Here is a 26,131-nt window from a genome sequence, read left to right as displayed (position 1 = left end):
ATCAGACCTCTGTACAGCTGTACACCGAACTATTATTAAAGGGATAAACAGTAAATAAGTGCTTACATGCACATACTTTCATCGGCATTGATTAATTTTATTTTTTGCTGGCGGGAAAGCTTTTTAATTTGTGCTTCACGTTTTGCCGCACCGCTGCGATCCGGTAGTGTTTCCTGATAGACCAATTCTACCGGACGTCGGGCCCGGGTATATTTCGCGCCTTTAACGTTATCAGCATTGTGTTCCTGCAATCGTTTTTCAACATCGATAGTAATACCTGTGTACAGGCTTTTATCGGCGCAGCGCAGTATATAAACAAACCAGGAAGATGACATACCATTGAACCTTATCTAAGAATCCCGCACTATATATACAAGTGTGCAAAAGGCAATTATATGATCCCCGTTAGCAAAAACCATCCTGACTTTCTGATTGATGAACTGGATCTGCAATTCACCGCCATTCGCTCGCAGGGCGCCGGTGGCCAGAATGTCAATAAAGTGGCAACAGCGATACATTTACGTTATGACATTAGCACTGCAAACCTACCAGAGAAATATCGACAAAAGTTGCTGGCGCTAACCGATCATCGGATTACCAAAGACGGTGTGGTGATCATCAAATCCCAGGAACATCGAACCCAGGAGATGAACAAAGCCGCTGCCATTGAACGATTGATTGAGGTGTTATTACCCGCCAGCAAAGAGGTGAAAAAACGACGCCCGACCAAGCCGAGTAAAGCGGCGCGAGCCAAACGCATGGATAAAAAAAATCAGCGTGGCAATCTCAAAGCCAACCGCGCAAAAATTCGAATATAACGTTTAGAAACACCGACCCCGGTGCGAGTACAGATACCATGACAGAAGTAAATATTACCGGCCATTTAACGAAAATGGCGACCGAACTGATCGATGGCGTAGCCCATTACACGTTAAAAGCAGGTGAACACCGACTGCTACTTAACCCACTGATTGGCAGCAAACTGACTCTAACCCATACCGGACAGATCAATTGCCAAAGTTGCGGTAAGAAGACCAAAAAAAGTTATTCCCAGGGGTTTTGTTACCCCTGTATGATGAAACTAGCGCAATGCGACATGTGTATTTTAAAACCGGAAAAGTGTCACTTTGAACAGGGTACCTGTCGCGAGCCAGAATGGGGAGAAGCGAATTGTTTTGTACCTCATTACGTCTATCTGGCAAATACCACAGCCATTAAAGTGGGGATTACCCGCCATACGCAAATCCCTACCCGTTGGATCGATCAGGGCGCCAATCAGGCCCTGCCAATTTTTAAAGTGGATTCCCGCTTGCAATCAGGATTGGTCGAAACCGCTCTTGCCGAGCTTATCAGCGATAAAACTAACTGGCGTAATATGCTCAAAGGCAAAGCCGATGCCATCGACCTAAAGCAACATGCTCAACAGCTGATTCCTAAAATAAATGAACGCCTGGACGAGCTAAGACTTCGCTTTGGCAGCGACGCTATCGAACAACTGGATGAAGAAGTCATTGAAATCGACTATCCGGTTGATCTCTACCCAAGCAAAATAAGCTCATTTAATTTTGATAAAAATCCACAAGTGTCGGGGATACTACAGGGGATAAAAGGCCAGTATTTAATATTTGATACCGGTGTTATTAACCTTAGAAAGTTCACCTCTTATGAAGTAACCGTAACCACAAGCTAAGCGATGAAAGTCAGGGACGAAACGAAAGATATGAATCGAAGCGGCTCTGGGGCTTGGCTGTTATGCCTTGCCATTCTGCTAATTGTCGCGCCGTTAATGGAGAGTTGGTATGGTATCACCTTTTGAGGCTTAAACCTATACTCTCCTGCACACATGGATGTGCTTGCTGATTATCTACGCCCGGTTAAAATCGTCCTTGTTTGCACAGGTGTTTTCCTGCTTATCCACAAATCAAAAGCCATTAAAACAGTTATGGATTCGCGCATTGCCCGCCACCTGGTTTTTGCCTGCTTGTTATGTTATCGCCGTAGCGCAAATTCTGTTGCTAACCTTGGGTATCTTTTTCCTCACCACGTCTCATACCGATTTACATTATATCCATCAGGAACATAACCTTAACGAACACACCATCTATGTCCACACAGTCGATCCTGGTGCGATGGCTAAAGCGTATCACTATGTGTATTTAAAGTGCCCATTAGCTTTCAATCGCTATGCCCTGAAAAAGATAGGTCGCTTAGACTGGATGCGGGAATTTCGCGTAAATTTCGATGATGAAAAGCTTGTTATTACCCAGGTAAACTCTTTACCGTCAGAACGTTCAAACACACACATCATGGATATTAGTGCGTTCACGTTTGTAACCGAAACACCTCAGGTACTCTAAGCTGAGCTAGAAAAAATGCCGGTAAAAACCGGCATTTTTTCTAGTTAATCATTGACTCTATTTCTGACAGTAAGCTCAGGCGGCAAGCTGATTGTTATCCACTGAAGGGTTTTCCAGGTCATTTTTATCAACGGGCACCGGCACACGGGGTGGCCGTTGCAGGAAGTTGCTGATAAAACCCACCAAAACAACCAGCAACAGTAGGTATAAGCCCCGATAGTCAGTTTCATGTTCAACCACTTCGGTCTGCTCAAGTTTTTGCCCGGTGACTTGCTCCATTTGCGGCTGTGCAGCGGCTACGGGCGGAACTTGTGCCAACGCTTCGGTCAACGCTTGCGTCAATGGCGTTAATCCAAATCCGGCAGCGGTGTTATCCATAAACTCTTTGAACTTTTCATTGTCCGTTGCCACATCAAATTCCGTCGCAAGTTCCGTGTAAGTTTCTACCATGGTTTGCAAGGTCTGCTCATCCGCTTGCCAATAGCCCTTGCGAACCGCTTCTAACATGCGTTCTAGCATCTGAGCCAACGCTTCGGCATTGTGCTGTTCGAAGAACTCGCGCATGTCCAGTTCGTACTTGTCGTTGACATACACTTCAAAGAACTCCTGCCAGTGATCGTCACGAACCGCGTCCGGTGTCATGACCTCCCAACCCCACATATTGTTCATGCGATCGAGGATCGCGGTAGCACCGGCGTAACCTGACTCCTGCATTGCCTGAATCCAACGCGGATGGAAATAGCGGCTGCGCATTTCCTGATTCAGGAAGGCATCCATAGTCTGCGCTTTAACATTATCCTTGCGTCGTAGATTCGATACATACATTTCCGGTGTTTCACCATCGAGATGACGCACCGCCAGGCCAATGCCACCAAAGTACTGGAACGGATCATCATTGGTCATCAATGCGTATAAGTTGGTAGAGCGGGAAAATACCACACCATCGGTACCAGACAAAACTTTGCCGTAAAGGTTATCGCCGCTGACATTCTCACTCCAACGCGACTCGTCTTTGCCATAGGCAAAGCCCATGCGGTCCAAATACAAATTCGCCAGTTTACTGTCGTCTTCCCAGCTACCGGAATCCAACGATGCGCCAGCAAGCCCCGTCCCATAGTTACCCGTTTCATTAGAAAATATACGCAAGGTTGATAAATAATCCGCATCTTCAACCGACTTACCTGATTCTAAAAGCTCTTGCTTTAATACATTGGCATGGCGATAAACAAAGTTGTTTTCTTCCTTAAGCTGAGCAATATCATCAATGGCTTTGGCGAGGAACAGCATCACATTTGGGAATGCATCGCGATACAACCCGGTCGCCGATATCACCACATCGACGCGAGGGCGGCCTAATTCAGAATAAGGAATGACTTCGGTACCGGTCACATTACCGGCGCGATTCCACACCGGTTTTACCCCCATGGCGTGCAAAATTTGCGCTTCCAAAGCGCCTTGATGACGCATGGTTTCCAGTGACCATAGTGAAAACGCCAGTTTATCCGGGTATTTACCGTGCTTGGCGTAGTAGTCTTCGATGGTCTGGTCCATGAGTTTGACACCAGCTTCGTACGCTTCTTTGGATGGCACTTTCGCCGGGTTGAAACCAATTAAGTTGCGACCAGTTGGCGCCGCGTCGGGGTTACGAATTGGATCGCCACCATGACTTACCGGAATATAACCAGCATCGAGCGCCAGCATCAGATTGCTAATTTCGGCAATATTATCGAAGTTATTCCAGTAACTCTCGGCCAGCTGCAAATCGGCTGCGAGCAGTGCATCCGGCTGTGCCGGTAATTTACTGGCATCCACCTTGTTATCTAACAAGTGACGTTTCAGTAACTGGAAACCATCAAGCGCGTGCAGATTTACCACCTGACGTTCATCCAGACGTTCTGCTTCCGGGACTGCAATGCCATTCTCCTGCTCATAACGGCCGGCTCGGTTAGCAAAATCATCGCCCAGCATTTGAATAATGGTACTGAATAAATGGGCTTGTTTTGGCAACAAACCAAAGATATGTACCCCTAACGGCTGGCTTTGCTGGGCCAAATCATTTAAGTGATCCTGCATCGCGGTGATCGCGTCCGCGAGAATAAAGTCCCCGGCATTAGGGTCTATGCTTAAGTCTTTAAACAGTGACAATTCGATGGCCAAATCCTTAATTGCCTGCTCGGTGTTGGCACGGGTTTGCCCGTCTTCCAACATCATGTAATTAGTCATTAACTCATTTAGCTTAGCGACATCGGCGTATAACCCGGCTTTAGCAAACCCTGGGGTTAAGTGGGAAATCATCGTCGCTCGACCACGACGTTTCGCCTGCATCGCTTCACCGACGTTATCAATAATGTATGGATAAAATACCGGCAGGTTACCAATCGCCAGGTTAGGTGCATCCCACACGGAAAGTCCGCGCTCCTTACCCGATAGCCATTCCTGTGAACCATGGGTGCCCAGGTGAATATAGGCATCGGCGGCGAATACTTCGCGTACGTATAAATAAATCGCCAGATAACCGTGGTTTACCGGGGTTTTTGTTGAGTGATATAAGCTGGCATGCTCTTGAGGGTCTTCACCACGGACGCCCTGAGGCAAGACAATCATGTTACCCAGTTCCATGCGCGGGATCACAAACATCTTCTCACCGTCAACGTCGGTCACCATGTTCGAGTCGCCGGGTTTTCCCCAGCGCTCTACAATCGGTTGTTGCACGTTCTGAGGTAGTGAATTGAACCAGCTAAGATAGGTGCTAAGCGGTAAATAATCTGCAAGACCTTTGTCAATTAACGTCGCAGAGTCTTCGTTACGATAATAAGGTCGAAGCAACAATCCAGCTTGCTCAATTAAGGTCTCGTTGTCTTTAACATTCACCTGATAGCCATTGGCTTTCATCGCCGTGGCGATTTGCTCAATCGATGATGGGACATCTAAAAACGCGGCGCCAATGTTTTTTTCACCCGGAGGGTAATTCCAGATAAAGGTGGCTACTTTCTTGTCCGCCGCGGCGATATGGGCAAGGTTTGCGTGATTGTAAGCGCGCTCAACTAACGCATTTAGCTGGTCTTGCATGATCACTTTCGCACCCTTGTCATTCGCGGCAATGATGGTCGGATCGGTACTTCCTGTGTCTTCTGGCATCACCAGAAAGAACGGCGTTAATGACGGAGATACACCGGTGTGATTTTCGTTAAATGAGGTTTCATCGCCGTCATTGTAATTCAATGCGTGAATAACCGGCACGCCAAGTTTTTCAAACTCTCCTCGACGTTTATCTACGTAGTGAAGAGAGCGGTAGTTAATCAATAAATCAACACGGGTTTGTTGCTGATTATCTTGAAGCAAATCAGTGTAGTTAAGCGCTTCATCGTTACCTTCAAAAAAGTAGCCTAATGCTTTGGCACCCTTGGCCTCCAGGCCTTTAATGATGGCATCAACGATTTGTGTTTGCTCATAATCGACGACAGAGCGGTGCATACCGATAGCAATGACAGGTTGATTGTCCTGCGCTTGCAAAAAATTAAAAAACGCCTGTTCATCGGCGGTGACAAAGCCGGGATAATCATAATGGTATAAACCAACATCCGGAGTCACCCGCGGTGGAACAACCTCCTGCTCACTGAGTGCAAATATCTCAACGCTTAAGTAATCCATCATATTGGCGTAGTTATCGCGACCAGCATTCCTGTAGTAACTGCCCAGCGTTTGCTTCTGCTTAGTCGTTAATCCCTGGTTTTGCTTGTTATTGTCCAAATCCCCTAACGAGATCACCGGCACTGCAGCAAACTCCTGCAGATAGGCTTGATATTTGCCAAACATAAACGCCGACAATGCCGGGTTGATACCATCGAGCATGATCAAATCGGCCGACTGCCAGCGAGCTTTCACCTCATCTTCGCTCTTGCCCTTAGTCGAGTAAATATCAAGGTTAAAGGCCTGTTCCTTTGCCAGTAAGGACAATAAATCGCCCTTGGGTTTTGCTGCGTGGGAAGACATGATCAGCACCACGTCCTTGGTGTCTTGCTCAGCCATCAGCAATGGTGCAGTCAGTACCATGATCAGGGCCGTTACCGTTGTTATCAGGCGCTTCAACATTAATCCTGCCCTCCGCCATTATTCACCTGTTCCGCCGACTCATCTTCCGGTACATAGACAAAGCTGCCATCGGCCATTTTATAGGCGACACCAGCGCGCATACCTTCGCCCGAACCGATATCACCAGTGGATTTATACTGTTTGATTTCCTTACCTTCTTTAACGATCACTTCCATGTTTGGCTCACCGGCATTTTTTATCACGGTTACATTATCGGCGCTGAATACATTGAGCGGATTTTGCGCCAGGGCTATCAGCAAGGCAGCAATAATCACCAGGAACACATCCACCAGGTTTACGGCACTGACGATTGGGTTTAATTCTTCATCTTCATCAAGAAATCGCATGGTAATGCCTTCCTAGTCTTGATTACGAAGTTTGCTGATTTCGATTAGCTCATTGGCACACCAGCGCTTCTTAACCGATGCCGGCCAAAAGGTGATCGATGAGATAACCAGCCCCCAAATCACGGCAGCAAAGGCAATAATCAGATTTTCACTAATCCCCTGGATGTTACCGTCAGCCAGCGCCTGCAGCGCCGGCCCCATTGGGATCATGGTGGCAATCAACCCCAGCATCGGGGCGATACGAGTCACAATTCGCAGTGTTTCCAGCTTTTTCAACGCAAATACTTCCAGCTCATCCTGGCCGGCATCAGGGTTTTGTACGAAGTAGTTATATACCGGATACCCTGATACGCCCTGCGGCTGTTCGCTGCCAAGTTGGCGAGCATATAACAGCGCATTTTGACGGCGTTGCAGTAGCTGACTGAAAAAACGCCCAAGCGCATATAAGGCATAAAAAAGTAACAGCACAATGGCGATTATGACCGGTGTCATAAGCAGTTCTGACACCTGTGCCATTAATTGTTCGATGGATTGGATAAACACAAAAACGGTTCCTTATTGAAATTATGGAACGAACTATAGCGGACACCGAAACAAATAACAATGAAAATGAGAATAATTATCATTAAGCTTTACATATGCATTTGTAGCACTAATAATAAAAAGCAATTTTTTCCCGGCAAAAATCCAAGAAAAAGGAAATGCTATGTTTCGCTGTAAAAAAACCTTGTTAAGCACTGTTGTTGCTGGACAATTTTTAATCTCCCCCGCTGCCCTATCGGAGCAATTGCAACCAGGTCCGGCCGCTACAACCATGGAAACCATTGTCGTCAGTGGTACAAAAACCCCAAAAGCCTTACAGGACGTCGCCGGTAGCATTTCCGTCATTGACGCTGAAACCATTGATACTCAGGTGGTAACCGACCTGAATGAAATTTTTAAGTATGATCCGTCGATTCAGGTAACCGGCAGTGTTGGTGGTGCGCAGAATATCCTGGTGCGCGGCATGGGTTCTGACCGTATTTTGATGATCAAAGACGGAATGCGCATGAATGAAGGTTATGGTGCCAACGGTCAGAATGATATTGTTGGTCGTGGCTTTATCGACACCGATACTTTAAAGCAGGTGGAAGTTGCCAAAGGCGCGGCGTCTTCTTTGTATGGCTCGGATGCTCTTGGGGGCATTGTCGTCTTCACAACCAAAGATGCCAGTGATTACCTGCAAGACGGTGAAACTGTTGGCGGCCGGGTAAAACTGGAGTACTCAGACCATAGCTCGCAATCGGGTATTGCCGGTACACTTGCCCTGAAAACCGGGGGACTCGAACACCTGTTAAATGCCAGTTACCGTGATGGTGAAGAGCAACAGAATTATCAAGAGTCAAACGCCCCATTTAACATTGAATCGAACAGTGCACTATACAAAGCAAAATGGAACATCAATGACGATAACGCCGTCAATTTTATTGTTGATTATTACAAGCAAGACGTTAGTGGCGACAGTGCCGACGGTTTATTATTCTATTTCCGCAGCTTAGCCAATTATGGTTACAATATTGTCAGCGAAAGTACCATCACCGAGAAAGAATCCACCGCTTATAAACTGCAATACACCAGCACCAGTAACACCCCATTCTTTGATTACTTAAATATTTCGTTATACAACAATACATCCGAGCAAAGCGATGAAGAGTATGGCCAACTGGATATTAATGCGCCAATGTTTGGGGTCGTTGAATTACGGGACATGTGGAAAACAGGTCTTTATCAACAGGAAACATCCGGGTTTTTGTCTAACGCCTCAGTCGCTTTAAACGAAATGCATACCCTGGGCTATGGTTTTGATTATGAAACGACTGAAAGCCTGCGCACCTCGCACGAATACCGTGAGGTGGCTGGCGAAGCAACGAAAGACGACCTGAGTAACAAATTCCCGACCAATGACGTCAACCGTTTAGGGATATTCATTAATGACGAGATCAGTTTCCTTGGCGGAGATATCCTGGTGACTCCGGGCGTTCGCTTCGATCAATACGATATGGATCCAAACGGGGCTTTGAACGGCAATGGCGAAGCTTTTGCCAAAATTAGTGAGAGCCAGACGTCTTTTAACCTGGGAGCGCTGTATAAAGTTAATGGTATGCTGTCTGCATTCGCTCAATACGGCCAGGGATTTAAAGTGCCTGCCTATGATTTGGCGTACATCGAGCACTACAACCAGGCTACATCAACCTACATCTACGAAATCGTGCCGAGCGATGATTTATCCCCGGAAGAGAGTGACAGCCTTGAGATCGGTATTCGTGGTCATATCGGCGATTTGATCATCAATGCGGCAATTTACTACAACGAATATGATCAATTCTTAGCAACACAACTCATCGATTCTGAAACCGTGTTGAATGAAGATGGTAGCTTCGCTTATCAATACGATACGTACCAATATCAAAACATCGATTCAGTAACCATCAAAGGCGCAGAACTGGCGATAGATTATGCCATGAGTAACAACTGGAGTGTGTTTGCCAATGCGTCCTATCAGGACGGCAAAGATGATACAACGGACGAATACATCAACACCATCAGTCCACTATCCGGTGTTGTCGGTTTAACCTTTGACTATGCGGACCTTTCCAGCCAATTAACCTTAAACTGGGCTGTTCGGATGACCAAGGTTAATGCGGGAGAAGCTGAAATTGCCGGATACGGCTCACTCGACTGGTCGGTAAATTACCACATTAATGACGCCTTAACGCTGAATGTCTTAGCCAGTAACTTACTGGACAAGGAATACGTTCGCTTTATCAATGTTGCCGGACATGCAGCTGGCGACGACCTGCAGGGCTTTACAGAACCAGGTCGCGGCGTTGCCGCAAATATTACCTATCAGTTTTAGAAGCGAAACTTAATCGTTTCGCTTCAGTTGAAGAGGGACTCTACCTAAGGTTATGACCACGGATGGTCGGTATAAAGAAAATGAAGGAGCTATTTTCTGAGGAGAAAACCACTCACGTTGTCGTGGTTTTGGGTGGATACTAACGTGGTGGAAGGAGTCACTTCCTCCTCCACCTTCCCTTCCTCCGGTTCTTTGCTATTGTTAAATAAATACCAATAATTACATATCGTTAAATGACAACAACGGCCCCACACCTGCTCCAAAAAAAGAAGCGATTATGGGTGCAATGGCTCGCTAAAATAGTGGGGCTTAGTGAATGATCGCCACCCTTGTTAAATCGATTCGAATGCCATTTCTTATTCTGGTACCAGTGTGCATCTTCCTCGCCACCAGCCTGGTAACTTATGAGAATACCCATGTTGATTGGCTGGTGCTATTTCTGGCTTTGGCTGCTGCATTGTTTGCCCATGTCAGCGTTAATGCTTTGAATGAATATCAGGATTTTCACAGTGGCCTGGATGCACACACCAAACGCACGCCCTTTAGTGGCGGCAGTGGAGCCCTGATTGCCGCGCCCCATATGGATAAGTGGGTGCTCTATATTGCCTTAATATCTTTGCTAGTTACCATCACCATCGGCCTGTTTTTCTACTACCTGAGAGGAACTGTGATACTGGTGTATGGCGCAATTGGTATTCTGTTAATCCTCACTTATACGCGCTGGCTCAATAAATACGCTGTACCCTGTTTGATCGCACCCGGGCTTGGTTTTGGTACTATTATGGTCACCGGTGGTCATTTCGCTCTGTCAGGACAACATACCTTAGGGTCGGTTTTGGCAGGTTTACTGGTGTTTTTGCTAACCAACAATCTATTACTGTTAAATCAATTCCCAGACATAGATGCAGACCGGCAGGCAGGCCGCAACCATATGGTTATTCGCTATGGCACCAATATAGCCAGCAATGTCTATGCCTGTATATCTGTCATGGCAATACTGACTCTAGTCCTGGCGTTAATCACCTCAATATTCCCGGCATCTGCAGCCATCGCCTTGCTACCTTTACTTGCTAGCTATTACTGCTTTTGGGGTTGTAAAAAATACGGTAAAGAATTAGGCAAGCAGCCGCAAATACTTGCGGTTAACACCATTATCACCTTAATTACCCCCGTGCTTATTGCAATCACTCTGGTCAGCACCTGACCACTGCCCCACTCGTACCTCTAACAAAATTTGCAGATTAGGTTACAATGCAAAAATCGGGCAATTGCCTCCCTCGTTAATAGAAGACAAGATTATGATGAAAAAAACCTTTCTGGCTTTAGTTTTAAGCGGTGCGATAATCGGCTGTAACAGCCAGACAGCAGACTCGCCATCCACCACGCAGTCACAAACGCAGGTGAGTGAATCACAGAACCCGAAACAACTAGCGCAACAGGTATTCCAGTCTTATTTTGAGGAATCCATGGCGTTATCACCGGTATATGCAACATTCGTAGGCATGAATGAGTATAACGACAAGTTTAATGCCCCCATTAGCGAAGCAAGCCTGGCGCAGAACCTGGCGTTGGAACAAAAATATCTCGATAACATTAATGCCATTGATGAATCTCAACTTTCCGGCCAGGATCTGCTGAGTTATCAAATCTTTAAACGTGACCGCGAATTGGCGATTAAAGGCTATGATTTTCCTTCGCACCTGATCCCGTTAAACCAGATGTACGGTATTCACAACATGTACGCGACTTTGGGTTCCGGCCAGAGTGCGCAACCATTTAACACATACCTGGATTATCAAAACTTTATCAGTCGTACCGATGGATTTGCTGCCTATATGGATAGTGTCATCGTGGCAATGCGCGAAGGCATGGAACAAGGCGTCGTATTGCCAAGACCAATCGTTGATAAGATCCTGCCGCAACTTTCCGTGCATGTCGTTAAAGACGCTAAAGATAGTGTATTTTACGGCCCGGTAACCATGCTTGACGACAATAGCGAACTAACAGATGAGCAAAAGCAGCAAGTGACTGAGCAATACAGAACCATGATCATGGATGTTCTGGTCCCCACCTACGATAAGTTCTATCAGTTTATTGAAAGCGAATATCTGCCAAAAGCGCGGGAAAGCGTCGGACTATCAGCGTTACCTAACGGTAAAGCCTGGTATGAGTATCAAATCGAAACCAATACCACCTTGCCATTAACCGCTAACGAGCTACACGATTTTGGTCAACAGGAAGTGGCACGCATCCTGGAAGAAATGAATAAAGTCAAAGCTCAGGTGGGATTTAACGGTGATTTACCCGCTTTCTTTACTTTCCTGCAGGAAGACGAGCAATTTTACTGGGACAATGAACAAGACGTTATTGATGCCTACATGGCGGTCAAAGATGACATTAATCAGCGTTTACCTAAGCTATTTGAAGTATTTCCTAAAGCCGATTATGAAGTTCGCGCAGTGGAAGCATTTCGTGCAGCATCCAGCGCCGGTGCCAGCTATCAGTCACCGGCACCCGATGGCTCACGCCCGGGTATTTTCTATATCAACACCCATAACCTGAAAGCTCAGCCTAAATTTATTTTAGAAACCTTGAGCATCCATGAAGCTTCACCTGGCCACCACTTCCAAATTACCATCCAGCAGGAAGTCAAAGACCTGCCGATGTTCCGAAAATTTGGTGGTTATACGGTATTTTCTGAGGGCTGGGCACTATATGCAGAAAGTTTAGGTAAAGAGCTTGGTCTATTTACCGACCCTTACCAGTGGTATGGACGCTTATCCGATGAACAACTGCGCGCCATGCGTCTGGTCGTCGATACCGGCTTACATGCGTTTGGCTGGACCCGCGAGCAGGCAATCGATTTTATGGCAAAAAACTCATCACTGGCGATGTCCGATATCGAAGCGGAAGTGGAACGTTACATTGCTATCCCGGGTCAGGCACTTGCCTACAAAACCGGACAACGGGCAATTCGCGATATGCGTAATAAAGCTCAACAGCAACTCGGTGACGACTTCGATGTCCGCAAATTCCATACCCAGGTGCTGATTGACGGCGCACTACCTATGCCGATCCTGGAAGAGAAGATCATGGCCTGGGTCGAAACCCAAAAATAAACGTCACCAGAACAAAAAACGGCAAGATTGAATCTTGCCGTTTTTTAAAAGTTGTAGAAACAAACAGAAAAATTACAGCTTAAAGCTTGTAGCTTGTAGCTTGTAGCTTGTAGCTTGTAGCTTTTCGCTAGTTTACTTTAAAATGCGTAAATGCCGTTTCAAATGCGCCTTGTTGAAACTGCTTCAAGCCAGTATCCCGATAATCGATCTCGATTTGGCTTTTCTTCAATTTTTCTTTGATATCCGCGGGACGCGCCATTTCCACCTGCAATCCGTCGATCAGCTGGATGGCTGCTTCCATTTTAAAACCTTGTGAGCCACCGGCAAATTTACCTTTGGTCATGCGCTCTTTAATCACAACGGTGTCGACACCATAGTCAGCCATTAGCTTGGCAAAGGTAAATTGAAATTTACGAATATTTTCGCTGTCAGTACCACGCTGTAAAGACACCTTAGGTACCCTGACATGGGGCAAATCAAACAATTGGTTTTCGTAGCTCATCACGCAGATAATTGCATCATCGCCTTTAATTTCTACACCACAAATCTTCATTGACAGTCCTCTAAATATTAATGCCGCAAGTATATCAGCTTTTCTCGCCGACGATACGCCTTAAGGTCTTTTTCAACCGCTTTACCGCAAATATCCCAATACCACTTGCAACAGACTAAGCTGTCGTATTAAGTTGTTTTAAATAACAACGATTGTAGAGAAAACCATGAAAAAGCATTTACTTGCATTAACCATCGCCACCGCATTAACGTCGGGCTTGTCCGCATGCGGTGAAAGTGGTACCCCTCAGCAAAACACCCAGGCTGAAAAGCCGGCGCCAGTACCGAAGCTTGAACAAGCTGATGTAAACCAGCAATTCGCGGTATTTAGTGAAAACCTGATCAATGAGTTCTGGAAACTAAATCCTGGCTATGCGGTTTATGTTGGCTATTACAAATATGATGACCAATTACCCATCCCGGACGCTGAAAGCATGGCTCACGACCTGGCAATCGTAAAAGAAAAACTGGCAGCTCTACAGGGCTTTGATCCAAAGCAGCTGGATGCCGGTAATGCCAGTGATTACTACATTTTGAAAAACCAGTTGGAATCTCAGGTCTTCGCCGTAGAGCAATTAAAATCCTATCAGTGGAATCCTGCAAACTATAATGTGGCGGGTGTGTTCGGGGTGATTTTAAACACCGACTACAAAGCCAAAGATGAACGTCTGCGCACCATTTACCGCCGGATGGAAAACATTCCTGCTTATTATGAGGCCGCAAAAGCCAATATCACTACGCCTACCCTGCCACACACCGAGTTGGCCATTCAGCAAAACCAAGGCGCGATGGGATTATTCTCTGGTGCAATAGCCCAGGCGGTTGCTGATTCAGCCTTAAGCGACCAGGAAAAGTCCGATTTTACCTCTCGCATTGAAGAATCAACAACGGCAATTGAAGGCTACATCAACTGGCTTACGGAAAAGGCCGCTGAGCTAAAAGAAAATAACTCAGGCAAAGATTTTCGTATCGGCGCTGAGCTTTATGAACAAAAATTTGCCCTGGATATTTACTCAAGCCTGACTGCAAAACAACTGTTCGATAAGGCCGTCAGCGAGAAACAGCGTGTCCATGGCGAAATGGCAAAGATTACCAAACAACTTTGGCCGACCTATTTTGCCGACACCAAGATGCCAGAAGATATGTTGCTGGCAACAAAACAGCTTATTGATCATCTGTCGGTAAAACACGTAAAGCGTGACGAATTTGTTGATGCCATTCGCGCCCAGATCCCTGAGCTGGAAAAATTTGTGATCGACAACAACCTGGTGGCAATGGATAAGGACAAGCCACTCGTGGTTCGGGAAACACCGGAATATCAGCGTGGTTTCGCGGGCGCTTCAATTAACGCGCCAGGCCCTTACGATGCTGAGGCCAACACGTATTACAACGTCACGCCTCTGGATAATTTCAATGATGAGCAGGCAGAAAGCTATCTGCGTGAATACAATCACTGGATCTTACAGATTCTCAATATCCATGAAGCGGTACCGGGCCACTACACTCAGTTAGTGCACAGCAACAAGTCCAAGTCTTTAGTAAAATCCATCTTTGGTAATGGTGCCATGGTTGAAGGCTGGGCCGTGTATACCGAACGAATGATGCTCGAACAAGGCTATGGCGATAATGAACCAGAGCTGTGGTTAATGTATTATAAGTGGAACCTTAGGGTGATCATGAACTCCATTATCGATTATGCCATTCAGGTAAATGGCATTGGTGAGCAGGAAGCATTGGCGATGATGATGAATGAAGCCTTTCAGGAAGAGGCAGAAGCCCGCGGTAAGTGGCGCCGTGCAACTTTGTCTCAGGTGCAACTGACCAGTTACTTTACTGGCTATTCTGAAATATATGACCTGCGTGAAGAATTAAAAGAAAAAATGGGCGACGACTTTAATTTAACGGACTTCCACAATAAGTTTTTAAGTTATGGCAGCTCACCGGTACCGATCATTCGTGAGATGATGTTAGCGGAATTAAATGCCGGATAAGCAGTAGAATAGCAACTAGCTTAAAAAACCCGGTTAACGCCGGGTTTTTAATGCCAATTTTCGAACAAAAAAAAGGGCATCAAAGATGCCCATAAAAAAACCAAATGATACTTTGAAAAATCTGGGGAGATTTCGAAAGCAAAGTTAGAGTAAAAAATCTAAATGTATTTCACAAGCGAGAAGAACTAAACTAATAAGTCAAATTTATTCATCCATTTAACCGACTATCTGGCCCGATACTGGACTTCCTTTAACCATGTCACGAAAACACCGAATTACCCCAAAAAATATTATCGCCGGCATTGTCCTGACCCTGGTCGTTGCCTATTTGATGAATAGGCCGACACCACAACAATCGTCCCCGCCACAAGGCTCGCCGCAAGCGCCGGTTGCCGATAACCGTACTAGCACGGATGCCGTCGAGCAACTGAAACAGGCCTTTGAGAACCGCCAAAGTGATTTGCAGGTACAGGCATCTGGCGTGGTCACAAAAGTCCTCGCCGATGATAATAAAGGCAGCCGCCATCAACGATTTATTATCAGACTTAGTAGCGGCCAGACCTTACTGGTGGCCCATAACATCGATCTGGCACCGCGAGTCGCTAACTTAAAAATGGGAGATACCATTGATTTTTACGGAGAGTACGAGTGGAATAGCCAGGGAGGTGTTATCCACTGGACTCACCACGACCCGGACAAAACACACCCTGATGGCTGGCTCAGGCATCGGGGTAAAATTTATCAATAAGCGGCTTGTTGCAGTAACTTGTCAATAATCCGTTGGTTGGCCTCTGGAAATTCCAGGCTGGCTAATTGCGCTAATGCAAACCAGCCTTGCTCCATCCCTTCCTGAGATTCTGGTTCACCACCAAACTGGTCGACAATAAAGACTTCAAGCAGCACCGACTTATCATCATAATCATGGGATATATTGAGCAGGGGCCGCATCGCCAGAACATCGATAGCCACTTCTTCCATCAGCTCGCGATGCAACGCCTGGTGCACGGTTTCATTGGCCTCTACCTTGCCACCAGGAAACTCCCACCTGCCTCCCTGATGTTGATGCTGGTGTCTGCGTGTCAGAAATACCTGTCCGTCACGGTAAATAACACCCACCGCTACATGCAATCGCTTATTCATTGAACGTTAATACCTGATATCTAATCGTTAGAAAAAAATAAGGCCGGATAATACCGGCCTTAGGATTTAAGTCAATTTAGTTTAACTTGCCATGACATTGCTTATATTTCTTACCTGAACCGCACGGGCATGGATCATTACGGCCAACACGTTTTTCCGGTAACTCTGATACCAGGGGACCAGCAGATTCGTGCTGCAGTTTTTGTTGCATTTCCGCTTGCTTGCGACGTTGTTCTTCCAACGCATCGACGTCGGACTGCTGCTGAATACGTACTTTAGATAAAATGCTTACCACATCATACTTCAGGTTTTCCAGCATATCGGAAAACAGCGCAAACGATTCTTTCTTGTATTCCTGTTTCGGGTTCTTTTGCGCGTAACCGCGAAGGTGAATACCCTGGCGCAAGTGATCCATCGCAGCCAGATGTTCTTTCCAGTGCGAATCAAGGCTCTGCAACATAATGGCTTTTTCAATCTGTCGCAATGCATCAGCACCGACTTGCTCTTCTTTTGCCTGATACGCTTCTTCAACGCTGTCGAAAATCTTGTCACGCAACGATTCTTCGTGCAGTTTATCGTCTTCTTCGAGCCACTTAGCTATCGGTAAGTCCAGCGCTAAATCGCCACGCAATTGCTCTTCCAGACCAGCCACATCCCACATTTCTTCAAGAGATTGTGGTGGAATATGCTGAGCGATCATGCCCGAGATAACGTCCTCACGAATCGCTTTAATGGTGTCACCAATTTCACCATCATCAAGCAACTCATTACGTTGCTCATAAATGACTTTACGCTGGTCATTGGCAACATCATCGTATTCGAGCAATTGCTTACGGATATCGAAGTTGCGACCTTCCACTTTACGTTGCGCATTTTCAATACTACGGGTCACCCACGGGTGCTCAATCGCTTCACCGTGCTCCATACCCAGTTTGCGCATCATATTGGCAATGCGTTCCGATGCAAAGATACGCATCAGGCCGTCTTCCATCGACAGGTAGAAACGGGTTGAACCCGGGTCACCCTGACGACCAGAACGACCACGTAACTGATTATCGATACGACGCGATTCATGGCGTTCTGTGGCGACAATATGTAAGCCACCAAGCTCGAGCACCTTATTGTGCTCTTCCTGCCACTGTTCAGTGACCTTGGCAATTTGCGCTTCATCCGCAGCATCGATTTTTTCAAGCTCGGACGCCAGGTTACCACCTAATACGATATCGGTACCACGACCAGCCATATTGGTAGCAATGGTAACGGCACCTATCTTACCCGCCTGAGCAACAATTTCTGCCTCTTCCGCATGGAACTTGGCATTCAATACCTTATGCTTGATTTTTTCTTTGCGCAGCAGCTTAGATAAAAACTCTGAAGTTTCGATACTAATGGTACCAACCAGAACCGGTTGACCACGTTTGACACAGTCTTTGATGTCGGCAAGAATGGCTTCAAATTTTTCTTCTGCGGTAAGGTAGATTAAATCCGCCATATCATCACGAATCATCGGACGATTGGTTGGGATGACGACCGTTTCCAGCCCATAAATATGGTTAAATTCGAACGCTTCAGTATCAGCAGTACCTGTCATACCCGATAATTTCTGATACAACCGGAAGTAGTTCTGGAACGTGATGGATGCCAGTGTCTGGTTTTCATTCTGGATGTTAACGCCTTCTTTCGCTTCAACCGCCTGATGCAGACCTTCTGACCAGCGTCGACCTTCCATAGTTCGTCCAGTATGTTCGTCAACAATGACGATTTCGCCGTCTTTAACGATATAGTCGACATCTTTTTGGAACAGTTTATGAGCGCGCAGGGCCGCCATCACGTGATGCAGTAAAGAAATCGAACTTGCTGCATACAGGGAATCACCGTCCTGCAACAAGCCTCGCTCGTGAAGAATTTCTTCAACCCGAACCTGGCCTCGTTCAGTTAAGTAAACCTGTTTAGATTTCTCATCAATGGTATAGTCGCCGGTACTTTCCGTACCTTCCTTATCCTCTTCTTCCTGAACTTCTAACAATGGCACCAGGGTATTAATCAACTGATACAGTTCAGAGCTGTCTTCTGCCTGGCCAGAAATGACCAGCGGCGTACGCGCTTCATCGATTAAAATCGAGTCAACTTCATCTATAATCGCATAGTTTAAAGGCCGCTGAACCCGTTGTGATGGTGAGAACGCCATATTGTCACGCAGATAATCGAAACCAAACTCGTTATTGGTACCATAAGTGATATCTGCCGCATAGGCTTCTTGTTTTTCCTGTGAGGAAATATTGGGGATATTACAACCAACCGTCAGCCCGAGAAATTCAAACAATGGACGAGACCAGTCAGCATCACGCTTGGCCAGGTAGTCGTTGACGGTAATAACATGCACACCCTTGCCGCTCAGGGCGTTCAGGTAGGCAGGTAACGTTGCCGTCAGGGTTTTACCTTCACCGGTACGCATTTCTGCAATTTTCCCCTGATGCAGTACGGTACCACCAATCATTTGCACGTCAAAATGACGCATACCAAAGACCCGCACCGACGCTTCGCGAACAACGGCAAATGCCTCGTTCAGTAAATTATCCAGGGATTCGCCATCGGCAATACGTTGCTTAAATTCCGCCGTTTTTTCTTTTAGTTCTTGGTCGGACAACGCCTGCAGACCTTCTTCCAGGTCATTTATTTTTTTTACGTCTTTTCCCATTTGTTTGAGTAACCGATCATTTCGGCTACCAAACAGTTTTGTCATCATTTTTACAAACATGTTATTTCAAACCATTTCCCTGAGGTGAAACCCCAGTTTCTTTATAAATAAGCTCACCCGGCTTATTGTCTTTGTTGTTGATAATACCAGCCGTTTACGCAAGTGGCTGTTAGCTTTCGCCCACCTGCAGCTACGTAAAGGTATAAGTTCTACTTTTTCGGCTTTCGATAAACGTACTTAATCGGGTTAATCTGTTGATTTGCGCGCAGGATTTCGTAATGAACGTGAGGACCTGTTGAGCGACCTGTACTACCCATGCGAGCAATCACTTGCCCTTTGCTTACCACATCACCAACTTTTACTAATAGGGCACTATTATGCCCATATCTGGTCTTAAAGCCAGTACCATGATCAATTTCAATTAAATTTCCATAACCATAGCGCTCTGAAGCCCAGCTAACCACCCCTGAACCGGTGGCTATTACCTCAGCATTTTCCTTGCCCGCAAAATCAACCCCCTTGTGCATGGTTGGCGTGCCATTAAATGGGTCCTTGCGAACGCCATAATACGACGATAACCAGCCTTTGGTAATTGGTCTGCCAGATAAGTAACTATTATCTTCAATGTGGTGACCCAAGGCTAAAGATTCAAGTAGGCTAAATTGATTTTGTTGTTGTTCTACATTTAACGCCAGTTCAGCAAGTTGAGTTTCGAGCTCTGACACTGAGTTCAAACTGACAATCGCTTCGGTCTGCAAAGGTCCACCCGAAGACGGTAGTGTACTCATATTAAACTCATCTTCAGGTATATTGGCTTCTTTGGCGAGGCGCTCTGCCAGGGCATTGAGGCGTAAAACATGGCTTTGCAATTCCGCCAGGCGCGCCGTTAATGTGGTGATCTGCAACGCATCATGATTGAAATCACTTTCTGGGGATTGTTTCGCATCGACCATGGCTGCCTGTAGATGTACCGGCACCGGAACCGGCTTTAAAATCCAGTGAATCACCAATCCGGAGAGCAGCGTAAAGGAAGCGAGTATTGCCACCCAGCGAGCTTTGCTGAGCCGCAATGAAAAGCGAACATTTTTTCCACGGTATAAAACTGTTAAACTCATATTATTATTCTTGCTTACATATTTTAGATTAAGCGTTTATTCATGTCGCGTATTGAAAAAACACCGCAGGATTTAGCGAATTTACTGTCCCAGTCTTCCGGCAACCTGGCCGGCTTTGGCGCCAAGGCAAAAACTCTGCAATCCTTAAATACCATCATTGCCGAAATTTGCCCGGATATCCCTGAAGAAATTTGGCAGGTAGCTAATTGTAGACAAGAAACGGTTGTTTTAGAAGTGAAATCCGCCGTCTGGGGACAAAGATTACAGTTCGAACGAAACCGAATTTGCCAGCACCTGGCGCAACAAAGCCAGGGACAGTTAACCCGCCTGGAACTGAAAATTAATCCTTATGGCCATCAACGCCAGACGGAAACCCCGGCGCCAAAGAAACCATCAGAACAGCCGGGGAAACACATGTCGATGCATACCGCAGAGCAATTAAACATGGTTGCAGAACATGCCCCACAGGGTTTGAAAGAAAAGTTACAAAAACTTGCCAGGCACGCATCGGCCAGTGAAAAGAAAACATAAAAAAACCGGAGTCAGACTCCGGTTTTCAATGATCTTTATGCCAGGGCTTCCTGGTAGGTAATCGGTGCAGGACGATTGTCCTCGTATGTCACCCATTCCCAGTTTTCCCGCTGCTTGAACACTTCGCGAAGCAACATATTATTCAGGCCATGACCTGACTTGAAGGCGTTCAGTTCACCAAGGATGCTTACCCCAGACATATACAGGTCGCCGATCGCATCCAGGATCTTGTGTTTGACGAATTCGTCATCATAACGAAGTTCGTCCGCGTTCAGCATGCGAAATTCATCAAGAACGATGGCATTTTCCAGGCTGCCTCCCAATGCGAGGTTATGAGATCGCAAGAACTCAATGTCCTTCATAAAGCCAAAGGTCCGTGCACGACTGATTTCTTTTATAAATGAGCTACTGGAAAAATCCATGCTCATGGTCTGTGCAGTATTGGCAATCACCGGATGATCGAAATCAATGGCAAAGTTAACCTTGAAACCTTCATACGGGCGCAACTCGGCCCACTTGTCGCCCTCTTCAACACGAATCGGATGCTTGATACGCAGAAAACGTTTGGCCACGTTCGCTTCTTCAATACCAACTGACTGAATCAGGTAAACGAATGGCAATGAACTACCATCCATGATCGGGATTTCGGGTGAGTCGACATCGATAATCAAGTTATCAATCCCCATCCCTGCCACGGCAGCGAGCAAGTGTTCAACGGTGGATACTTGTACACCTTGCTCATTGACCAGACAGGTACACAACGTCGTCTCGCCCACAGCTTCCGGGCAAGCTTTGATGTCAACAACAGGTTCCAGATCTACACGGCGAAACACAATACCTGTATTCGCAGGCGCAGGACGGAGAGTGATCTGCACCTTTTCACCTTTGTGTAAACCGACTCCTGTGGCCGAAATACTATCTTTTATCGTACGTTGTTTAATCATAATTCGCCTATATACCGCGCAAAATTAATCTTTTTGTTATGACTCAGCCCTACTGTAACAGTTCGGACCAGTAAGTCAGGGGGCGTAATATATCAAAACTCATGCAAACAGTCAAAATTTGCTCACCTTCAACTATAGAAGCTTAGCAATTTCAACAGGTTAAACAATACCAAAAAACGGGCAGACGGTTAATCTGCCTGCTTTCTCAAAAATGCCGGGATATCCAGGTAATCGGGATCCGCTGCGCTTGCAGGCTGTGGCGCTGCTCTTTCTTCCGCATACGGGTTACTCACCGGTTCTGGTTCCGCATTTTGTGCAAATCCGCCGTTAACAACCATAGACTCTGACTGTGCCGGCTTATTTGGCACTATGGTGATTTCTGGTTTTTGTGCGATACCAATGCCAGTCGCAACAACGGTTACCCGCAATTCATCGGACATATCCGGATCAATAACGGCACCAACCACCACGGTTGCATTTTCCGAGGCAAATGCCTTAACCGCATTACCGACTGTTTCGAATTCGTCGATACTGATATCCATGCCCGCGGTAATATTGACCAAAATACCGCGCGCCCCGGCTAGATCAACGTCTTCCAGCAATGGACTGGATATTGCTGCTTCGGCAGCTTCTTCGGCGCGATCCTCACCAGATGCAATACCGGAACCCATCATTGCCGTTCCCATTTCCGACATCACCGTACGGACGTCAGCAAAGTCGACATTAATCAGACCCGGACGGGTAATTAACTCGGCAATACCTTGCACGGCACCCAGCAAAACGTTATTGGCTGCTTTGAAGGCATCGAGCAAACTAGTGCCAGGCCCCAATACTTTAAGCAGCTTTTCATTAGGTATGGTAATAAGCGAATCAACATTACCAGCAAGAAACTCAATCCCCTGCTCGGCATAGTTCATCCGTTTTTTCCCTTCAAACGGGAACGGTTTAGTCACCACGGCAACGGTTAATATACCCATTTCCTTGGCCACTTCGGCGACGACAGGTGCCGCCCCCGTACCGGTACCACCACCCATGCCGGCAGCGATAAATACCATGTCAGAGCCCTGCAGGGTCTGGCGAATGGTTTCGCGATCTTCTTCTGCTGCACGACGTCCAATTTCCGGGTTGGCGCCAGCGCCAAGCCCTTTAGTAACGTCAGCGCCCAGCTGCAGGGTAATATTGGCGCTGGAATTGCGCAGCGCCTGGGAATCGGTATTGGCTGTGATAAATTCGACCCCTTCAATGGTCTGATTTACCATATGCTCAACTGCGTTACCACCGCCACCACCGACGCCGATAACTTTAATGACCGCTTCCTCATTGTGGTCGTCCATTAATTCAAACATAGTTTTCTCCGTCTTTGTTACTCTTTTTGTTCCACCAAAAACCGTATTCTAAAATTCCTTTATCAGGGAACGAAATTTAGCCCACAAATCGGCCATTCCCTGGTTACTGCCACTTTCAGGTTTACTCTGAATGCTGTGTTGAATACCATACTGCAGCAAACCGACTACTGTACTATAACTTGGGTCATTAACATAGTCTGTCAAGCCCTTAATATTCAACGGTGTACCGATTCTCACCGGCATTTGAAAAATTTCTTCGGCAAACTCGACCACACCTTCCATTTTTGCGGTGCCACCGGTCAGGACAATGCCCGCAGCGATCTGGTCTTCAAGACCCGTTGCCCGCAACTCTTCCTGAATCAGCTCAAACAGTTCATGATACCGGGGTTCGACCACTTCCGCCAGCGTATGTCGTGACATACTGCGAGCCGGACGACCACCGACACTCGGTACCTCAATATTTTCTTCCATCGATACCATCTGTCTGAGCGCGCAGGCATATTGTACCTTGATTTCTTCAGCATGACTCAATGGCGTGCGAAATATTTTCGCAATATCGCTACTAACCTGGTTACCGCCGACAGCGATCACTGCACTATGGCGCAATGCTCCACCGGTAAACACGGAGATATCCATGGTACCAGCGCCCATATCAACGACACAAACGCCGAGTTCTTTTTCATCTTCGGTAAGGACGGCGTAGCTGGAGGCGAGTGCAGAAAAAATCAATTGGTCTGCATGTAAATCGCAGCGTTCGACACACTTAACAATGTTGCGGGCCATATCGTTGGCACAGGTTACGATGTGAACCTTGGCTTCCATGCGCACACCGGACATACCAATCGGGCTTTTAATACCCTCCTGGCAATCGACACTATATTCCTGTGGCAGAACATGCAGCATGCGCCTTTCCGCCGATAACGGCACCGAGCGGGCGGTATGGATGACGTTGTCGACATCTTCCTGTGTAACTTCGCTGTCGTTGATCGGCACCATGCCATTTTCATTCTGGCAGGTTATGTGTTTTCCGGAAATGCCGAGATAAACGTTGCCAATACGACAATCCGACATTAACTCTGCTTCGTTAACCGCTCGTTGGATTGACTGCATTACCAGATGCAGGTCATTGACTCCACCCTTGTCCATGCCGCGTGCTGCATGATGACCAACGCCAACAATACTCAGGGTATTGTCAGGTGACACTTCGCCGACGACGGCAACAATCTTAGAGGTGCCGATATCTAATCCCACCACTAAATTTCTTTCCATTGCTTTAGGCATTACCATTCTGCTCATCTTGTTGTTTTTCTTTAAAACCAACGGCTAATCCCGTATCGTATCTCAGGTCAACATAATCGACCCGTTGCTGTTCTGTTTGTTGTGCCTTAATTTGCGGATAGGCGTCCATGTAGCGCTGCAATCGCTTCACCCGGTCTTCGCGACCAAGGTTGAGAAAAATGCCATCTGACAGGGTTAACTGCCAGGCATAGCGTTCGGTCAACACCAGTTCATTAATATCGGTATCGATAAATGCCAGTAACTGGTTCAGATTCCGATAATTTTCCAACGCCATTTTCTCACTTCCCTCAGGACCAAACAATTTAGGCAAATAGCCATTAATCCGATCCTGTGGTGCCTGAAATATGGTGCCATGCTCATTGATAAAAAAGTCATCATTCCATTGTGCAACCGGCACCTGATCTTCAATGTATAACCGCAATTCGCTTGGCCATTGCTTGCGCACGGTTACCGAATATACCCAGGGCAGAGCCTGTACCTTTTGCTGGACATCGTTTACATCAAGCTGAAAAAAATTATCCAGTTTCGCACGACTTACTGCAGCGACTATTTCATCACGCCGGGTGTAAGGAGTATCTCCTTTAATCACCAGAGATGACACTGGCGCTACATTTTCCTGCAGCATGCCATTCATAATGCGCATTAAGCCGAGCACCAGTGCCAGGCAAATAAGCACAAAAAACAACAGTCCGAACCAGAACGACAGGTTCGCTTTTACTGAGTTATTTGTTGTTATCATGCTCTGGCTCATACGTTCAGCTTACCTTGTGCTCAGCTGTAAAATCCGTTCGGTTAATTCTGCAAACTCCAGACCTGCCTGCCTGGCAGCTTTTGGTACCAGCGATGTTTCGGTCATACCTGGAACGGTATTAACTTCTAACACCTGCCAGTTACCTGAGCCATCCTGCATCACATCAACCCGGCCCCAGCCTTTAGCTCCAGTAGTCCTGAATGCCTGCAATGCGATAGCCTGTAAGCTCTGTTCCTGCTCCTCTGGCAGTCCACATGGGCAGTGATAAACCGTCGACTGACTCTGGTACTTGGCCTGATAATCGTAAAACTCATTTGGCGTTTCCATGCGAATTGCCGGTAATGCCTGCTCACCAAGAATTGCCACCGTGTACTCAGCACCACTGAGCCAGGCTTCAATTAACACCTGCTGATCATATTGCAATGCCAACTCCACTGCCGCCATAAGTTGGCCGGCATCATTGGCAATACTCATGCCGATGCTCGAGCCCTCTTTAGCCGGTTTTACCATAACCTTACCACCAAGCTCCGCTAACATTGCGGTAAAGTCGGCCCCTTGATAATCTTCCCGGTTGAGTACCTGAAAACTAGCGGTTGCAACGCCGGCAGCCGCAAACAATTGCTTACTGCGCACCTTGTCCATCGACAAAGCGGAACCAAGGACGCCAGAGCCGGTATACGGGATCTGCATATATTCCAATGCGCCCTGTAAACAGCCATCTTCACCACCGCGGCCGTGCAAGGCAATAAACACCCGATCAATTTTCAGGGCGTGCAAATCTGCCAGGGCAAAGCCTTGAGTATCAATTCCCAGTACCTGGTAGCCCTGTTGCTGTAAGCCGGCCACAACCGCCTCGCCGGATTTCAAAGAGACTTCCCGCTCAGCACTATCACCACCAAATAACACCGCTATTTTTTCCTGATGCAATTGCTCAGTTGTAATTAGAGACAAAT

At 46.7% G+C, this 26,131-nt stretch carries 22 protein-coding genes; 9 read left to right on the top strand and 13 right to left on the bottom strand.

Features of this window, described 5'->3' with window-relative positions:
* Positions 1–62 precede the first annotated feature (62 nt).
* Entirely contained in the window at positions 63–335 is a 273-nt protein-coding gene (locus tag E8M12_RS00680) for a GIY-YIG nuclease family protein (RefSeq protein WP_136734143.1), read from the bottom strand.
* 60 nt (positions 336–395) lie between these two features.
* Here E8M12_RS00680 and arfB point away from each other — a divergent pair, with 60 nt between their 5' ends.
* From arfB to E8M12_RS00665, 3 genes are all read left to right on the top strand, one after another.
* A complete protein-coding gene (gene arfB, locus E8M12_RS00675) occupies positions 396–818 on the top strand; it encodes an alternative ribosome rescue aminoacyl-tRNA hydrolase ArfB (RefSeq protein WP_136734142.1) in 423 nt (140 codons plus the stop codon).
* Positions 819–871: 53 nt separating this feature from the next.
* Positions 872–1,690, top strand: a complete 819-nt coding sequence (locus E8M12_RS00670; protein WP_438363446.1) for a DUF2797 domain-containing protein — start codon at positions 872–874, stop codon at positions 1,688–1,690.
* A 163-nt stretch (positions 1,691–1,853) separates the two neighbouring features.
* Positions 1,854–2,357: a hypothetical protein gene (locus tag E8M12_RS00665; protein ID WP_136734140.1), complete on the top strand. Its 504-nt coding sequence runs from the start codon at positions 1,854–1,856 to the stop codon at positions 2,355–2,357.
* Between the two features lie 75 nt (positions 2,358–2,432).
* Here E8M12_RS00665 and cobN read toward each other — a convergent pair whose 3' ends face one another.
* Genes cobN through E8M12_RS00650 form a run of 3 tightly spaced genes read right to left on the bottom strand, consistent with a single transcriptional unit; the run spans position 2,433 to position 7,339 of the window.
* Positions 2,433–6,449 (bottom strand): cobaltochelatase subunit CobN, encoded by a 4,017-nt coding sequence (gene cobN, locus E8M12_RS00660; RefSeq protein ID WP_246033969.1) that lies wholly within the window; start codon positions 6,447–6,449, stop codon positions 2,433–2,435.
* Positions 6,449–6,796, bottom strand: a complete 348-nt coding sequence (locus E8M12_RS00655; protein ID WP_211244960.1) for a DUF2149 domain-containing protein — start codon at positions 6,794–6,796, stop codon at positions 6,449–6,451. Before E8M12_RS00655 ends, cobN begins: the two co-directional genes overlap by 1 nt.
* A gap of 12 nt (positions 6,797–6,808) precedes the next feature.
* Complete coding sequence (locus E8M12_RS00650; RefSeq protein WP_136734138.1) at positions 6,809–7,339, bottom strand: MotA/TolQ/ExbB proton channel family protein; 531 nt, start codon at positions 7,337–7,339, stop codon at positions 6,809–6,811.
* Between the two features lie 163 nt (positions 7,340–7,502).
* On the opposite strand from E8M12_RS00650, the gene E8M12_RS00645 reads away from it, so the two are divergent.
* The 3 genes from E8M12_RS00645 (at position 7,503) to E8M12_RS00635 (ending at position 12,811) form a co-directional block, all read left to right on the top strand.
* The gene (locus E8M12_RS00645; RefSeq protein WP_136734137.1) at positions 7,503–9,692 is read left to right on the top strand and encodes a TonB-dependent hemoglobin/transferrin/lactoferrin family receptor; all 2,190 of its coding nucleotides are present in this window, start codon (positions 7,503–7,505) and stop codon (positions 9,690–9,692) included.
* A 316-nt stretch (positions 9,693–10,008) separates the two neighbouring features.
* Positions 10,009–10,896: a prenyltransferase gene (locus tag E8M12_RS00640; RefSeq protein ID WP_136734136.1), complete on the top strand. Its 888-nt coding sequence runs from the start codon at positions 10,009–10,011 to the stop codon at positions 10,894–10,896.
* Between the two features lie 97 nt (positions 10,897–10,993).
* The gene (locus E8M12_RS00635; protein WP_136734174.1) at positions 10,994–12,811 is read left to right on the top strand and encodes a DUF885 domain-containing protein; all 1,818 of its coding nucleotides are present in this window, start codon (positions 10,994–10,996) and stop codon (positions 12,809–12,811) included.
* A 127-nt stretch (positions 12,812–12,938) separates the two neighbouring features.
* Here E8M12_RS00635 and E8M12_RS00630 read toward each other — a convergent pair whose 3' ends face one another.
* A complete protein-coding gene (locus tag E8M12_RS00630; RefSeq protein ID WP_136734135.1) occupies positions 12,939–13,364 on the bottom strand; it encodes a DUF3010 family protein in 426 nt (141 codons plus the stop codon).
* A 166-nt stretch (positions 13,365–13,530) separates the two neighbouring features.
* On the opposite strand from E8M12_RS00630, the gene E8M12_RS00625 reads away from it, so the two are divergent.
* Positions 13,531–15,354 carry a DUF885 family protein gene (locus E8M12_RS00625; RefSeq protein ID WP_136734134.1) on the top strand — a complete coding sequence of 608 codons (1,824 nt, stop codon included), beginning with the start codon at positions 13,531–13,533 and terminating at the stop codon, positions 15,352–15,354.
* A gap of 256 nt (positions 15,355–15,610) precedes the next feature.
* Positions 15,611–16,102, top strand: coding sequence for a DUF3465 domain-containing protein (locus E8M12_RS00620; protein WP_211244959.1), 492 nt, complete (start codon positions 15,611–15,613; stop codon positions 16,100–16,102).
* On the opposite strand, the gene mutT is transcribed toward E8M12_RS00620, so the two are convergent.
* The 3 genes from mutT to E8M12_RS00605 form a co-directional block, all read right to left on the bottom strand.
* The gene (mutT, locus tag E8M12_RS00615; RefSeq protein ID WP_136734133.1) at positions 16,096–16,494 is read right to left on the bottom strand and encodes an 8-oxo-dGTP diphosphatase MutT; all 399 of its coding nucleotides are present in this window, start codon (positions 16,492–16,494) and stop codon (positions 16,096–16,098) included. The genes E8M12_RS00620 and mutT overlap by 7 nt on opposite strands.
* Before the next feature lie 76 nt (positions 16,495–16,570).
* A complete protein-coding gene (secA, locus tag E8M12_RS00610; RefSeq protein WP_136734132.1) occupies positions 16,571–19,252 on the bottom strand; it encodes a preprotein translocase subunit SecA in 2,682 nt (893 codons plus the stop codon).
* Between the two features lie 149 nt (positions 19,253–19,401).
* A complete protein-coding gene (locus E8M12_RS00605; RefSeq protein WP_136734131.1) occupies positions 19,402–20,307 on the bottom strand; it encodes a M23 family metallopeptidase in 906 nt (301 codons plus the stop codon).
* A 42-nt stretch (positions 20,308–20,349) separates the two neighbouring features.
* Between E8M12_RS00605 and E8M12_RS00600 the strand changes: the two genes are divergently transcribed.
* Positions 20,350–20,838 (top strand): DUF721 domain-containing protein, encoded by a 489-nt coding sequence (locus E8M12_RS00600; protein WP_136734130.1) that lies wholly within the window; start codon positions 20,350–20,352, stop codon positions 20,836–20,838.
* Positions 20,839–20,873: 35 nt separating this feature from the next.
* On the opposite strand, the gene lpxC is transcribed toward E8M12_RS00600, so the two are convergent.
* The 5 genes from lpxC to E8M12_RS00575 form a co-directional block, all read right to left on the bottom strand.
* Positions 20,874–21,782 (bottom strand): UDP-3-O-acyl-N-acetylglucosamine deacetylase, encoded by a 909-nt coding sequence (gene lpxC / locus E8M12_RS00595; protein WP_136734129.1) that lies wholly within the window; start codon positions 21,780–21,782, stop codon positions 20,874–20,876.
* 188 nt (positions 21,783–21,970) lie between these two features.
* Positions 21,971–23,128: a cell division protein FtsZ gene (ftsZ, locus tag E8M12_RS00590; RefSeq protein ID WP_136734128.1), complete on the bottom strand. Its 1,158-nt coding sequence runs from the start codon at positions 23,126–23,128 to the stop codon at positions 21,971–21,973.
* Between the two features lie 48 nt (positions 23,129–23,176).
* Positions 23,177–24,409: a cell division protein FtsA gene (ftsA, locus tag E8M12_RS00585; protein WP_136734172.1), complete on the bottom strand. Its 1,233-nt coding sequence runs from the start codon at positions 24,407–24,409 to the stop codon at positions 23,177–23,179.
* Positions 24,402–25,166 carry a cell division protein FtsQ/DivIB gene (locus E8M12_RS00580; protein WP_169302993.1) on the bottom strand — a complete coding sequence of 255 codons (765 nt, stop codon included), beginning with the start codon at positions 25,164–25,166 and terminating at the stop codon, positions 24,402–24,404. The genes ftsA and E8M12_RS00580 overlap by 8 nt, the downstream gene beginning before the upstream one ends.
* Positions 25,167–25,187: 21 nt before the next feature.
* Entirely contained in the window at positions 25,188–26,129 is a 942-nt protein-coding gene (locus E8M12_RS00575; RefSeq protein WP_281277697.1) for a D-alanine--D-alanine ligase, read from the bottom strand.
* Positions 26,130–26,131: the final 2 nt, after the last annotated feature.

The organism is Thalassotalea mangrovi, assembly GCF_005116735.1.
Classification (GTDB): domain Bacteria; phylum Pseudomonadota; class Gammaproteobacteria; order Enterobacterales; family Alteromonadaceae; genus Thalassotalea_A; species Thalassotalea_A mangrovi.
The sequence above is the reverse complement of the archived record's forward strand: the minus strand, read 5'-3'. Positions and strand labels throughout refer to the sequence as shown.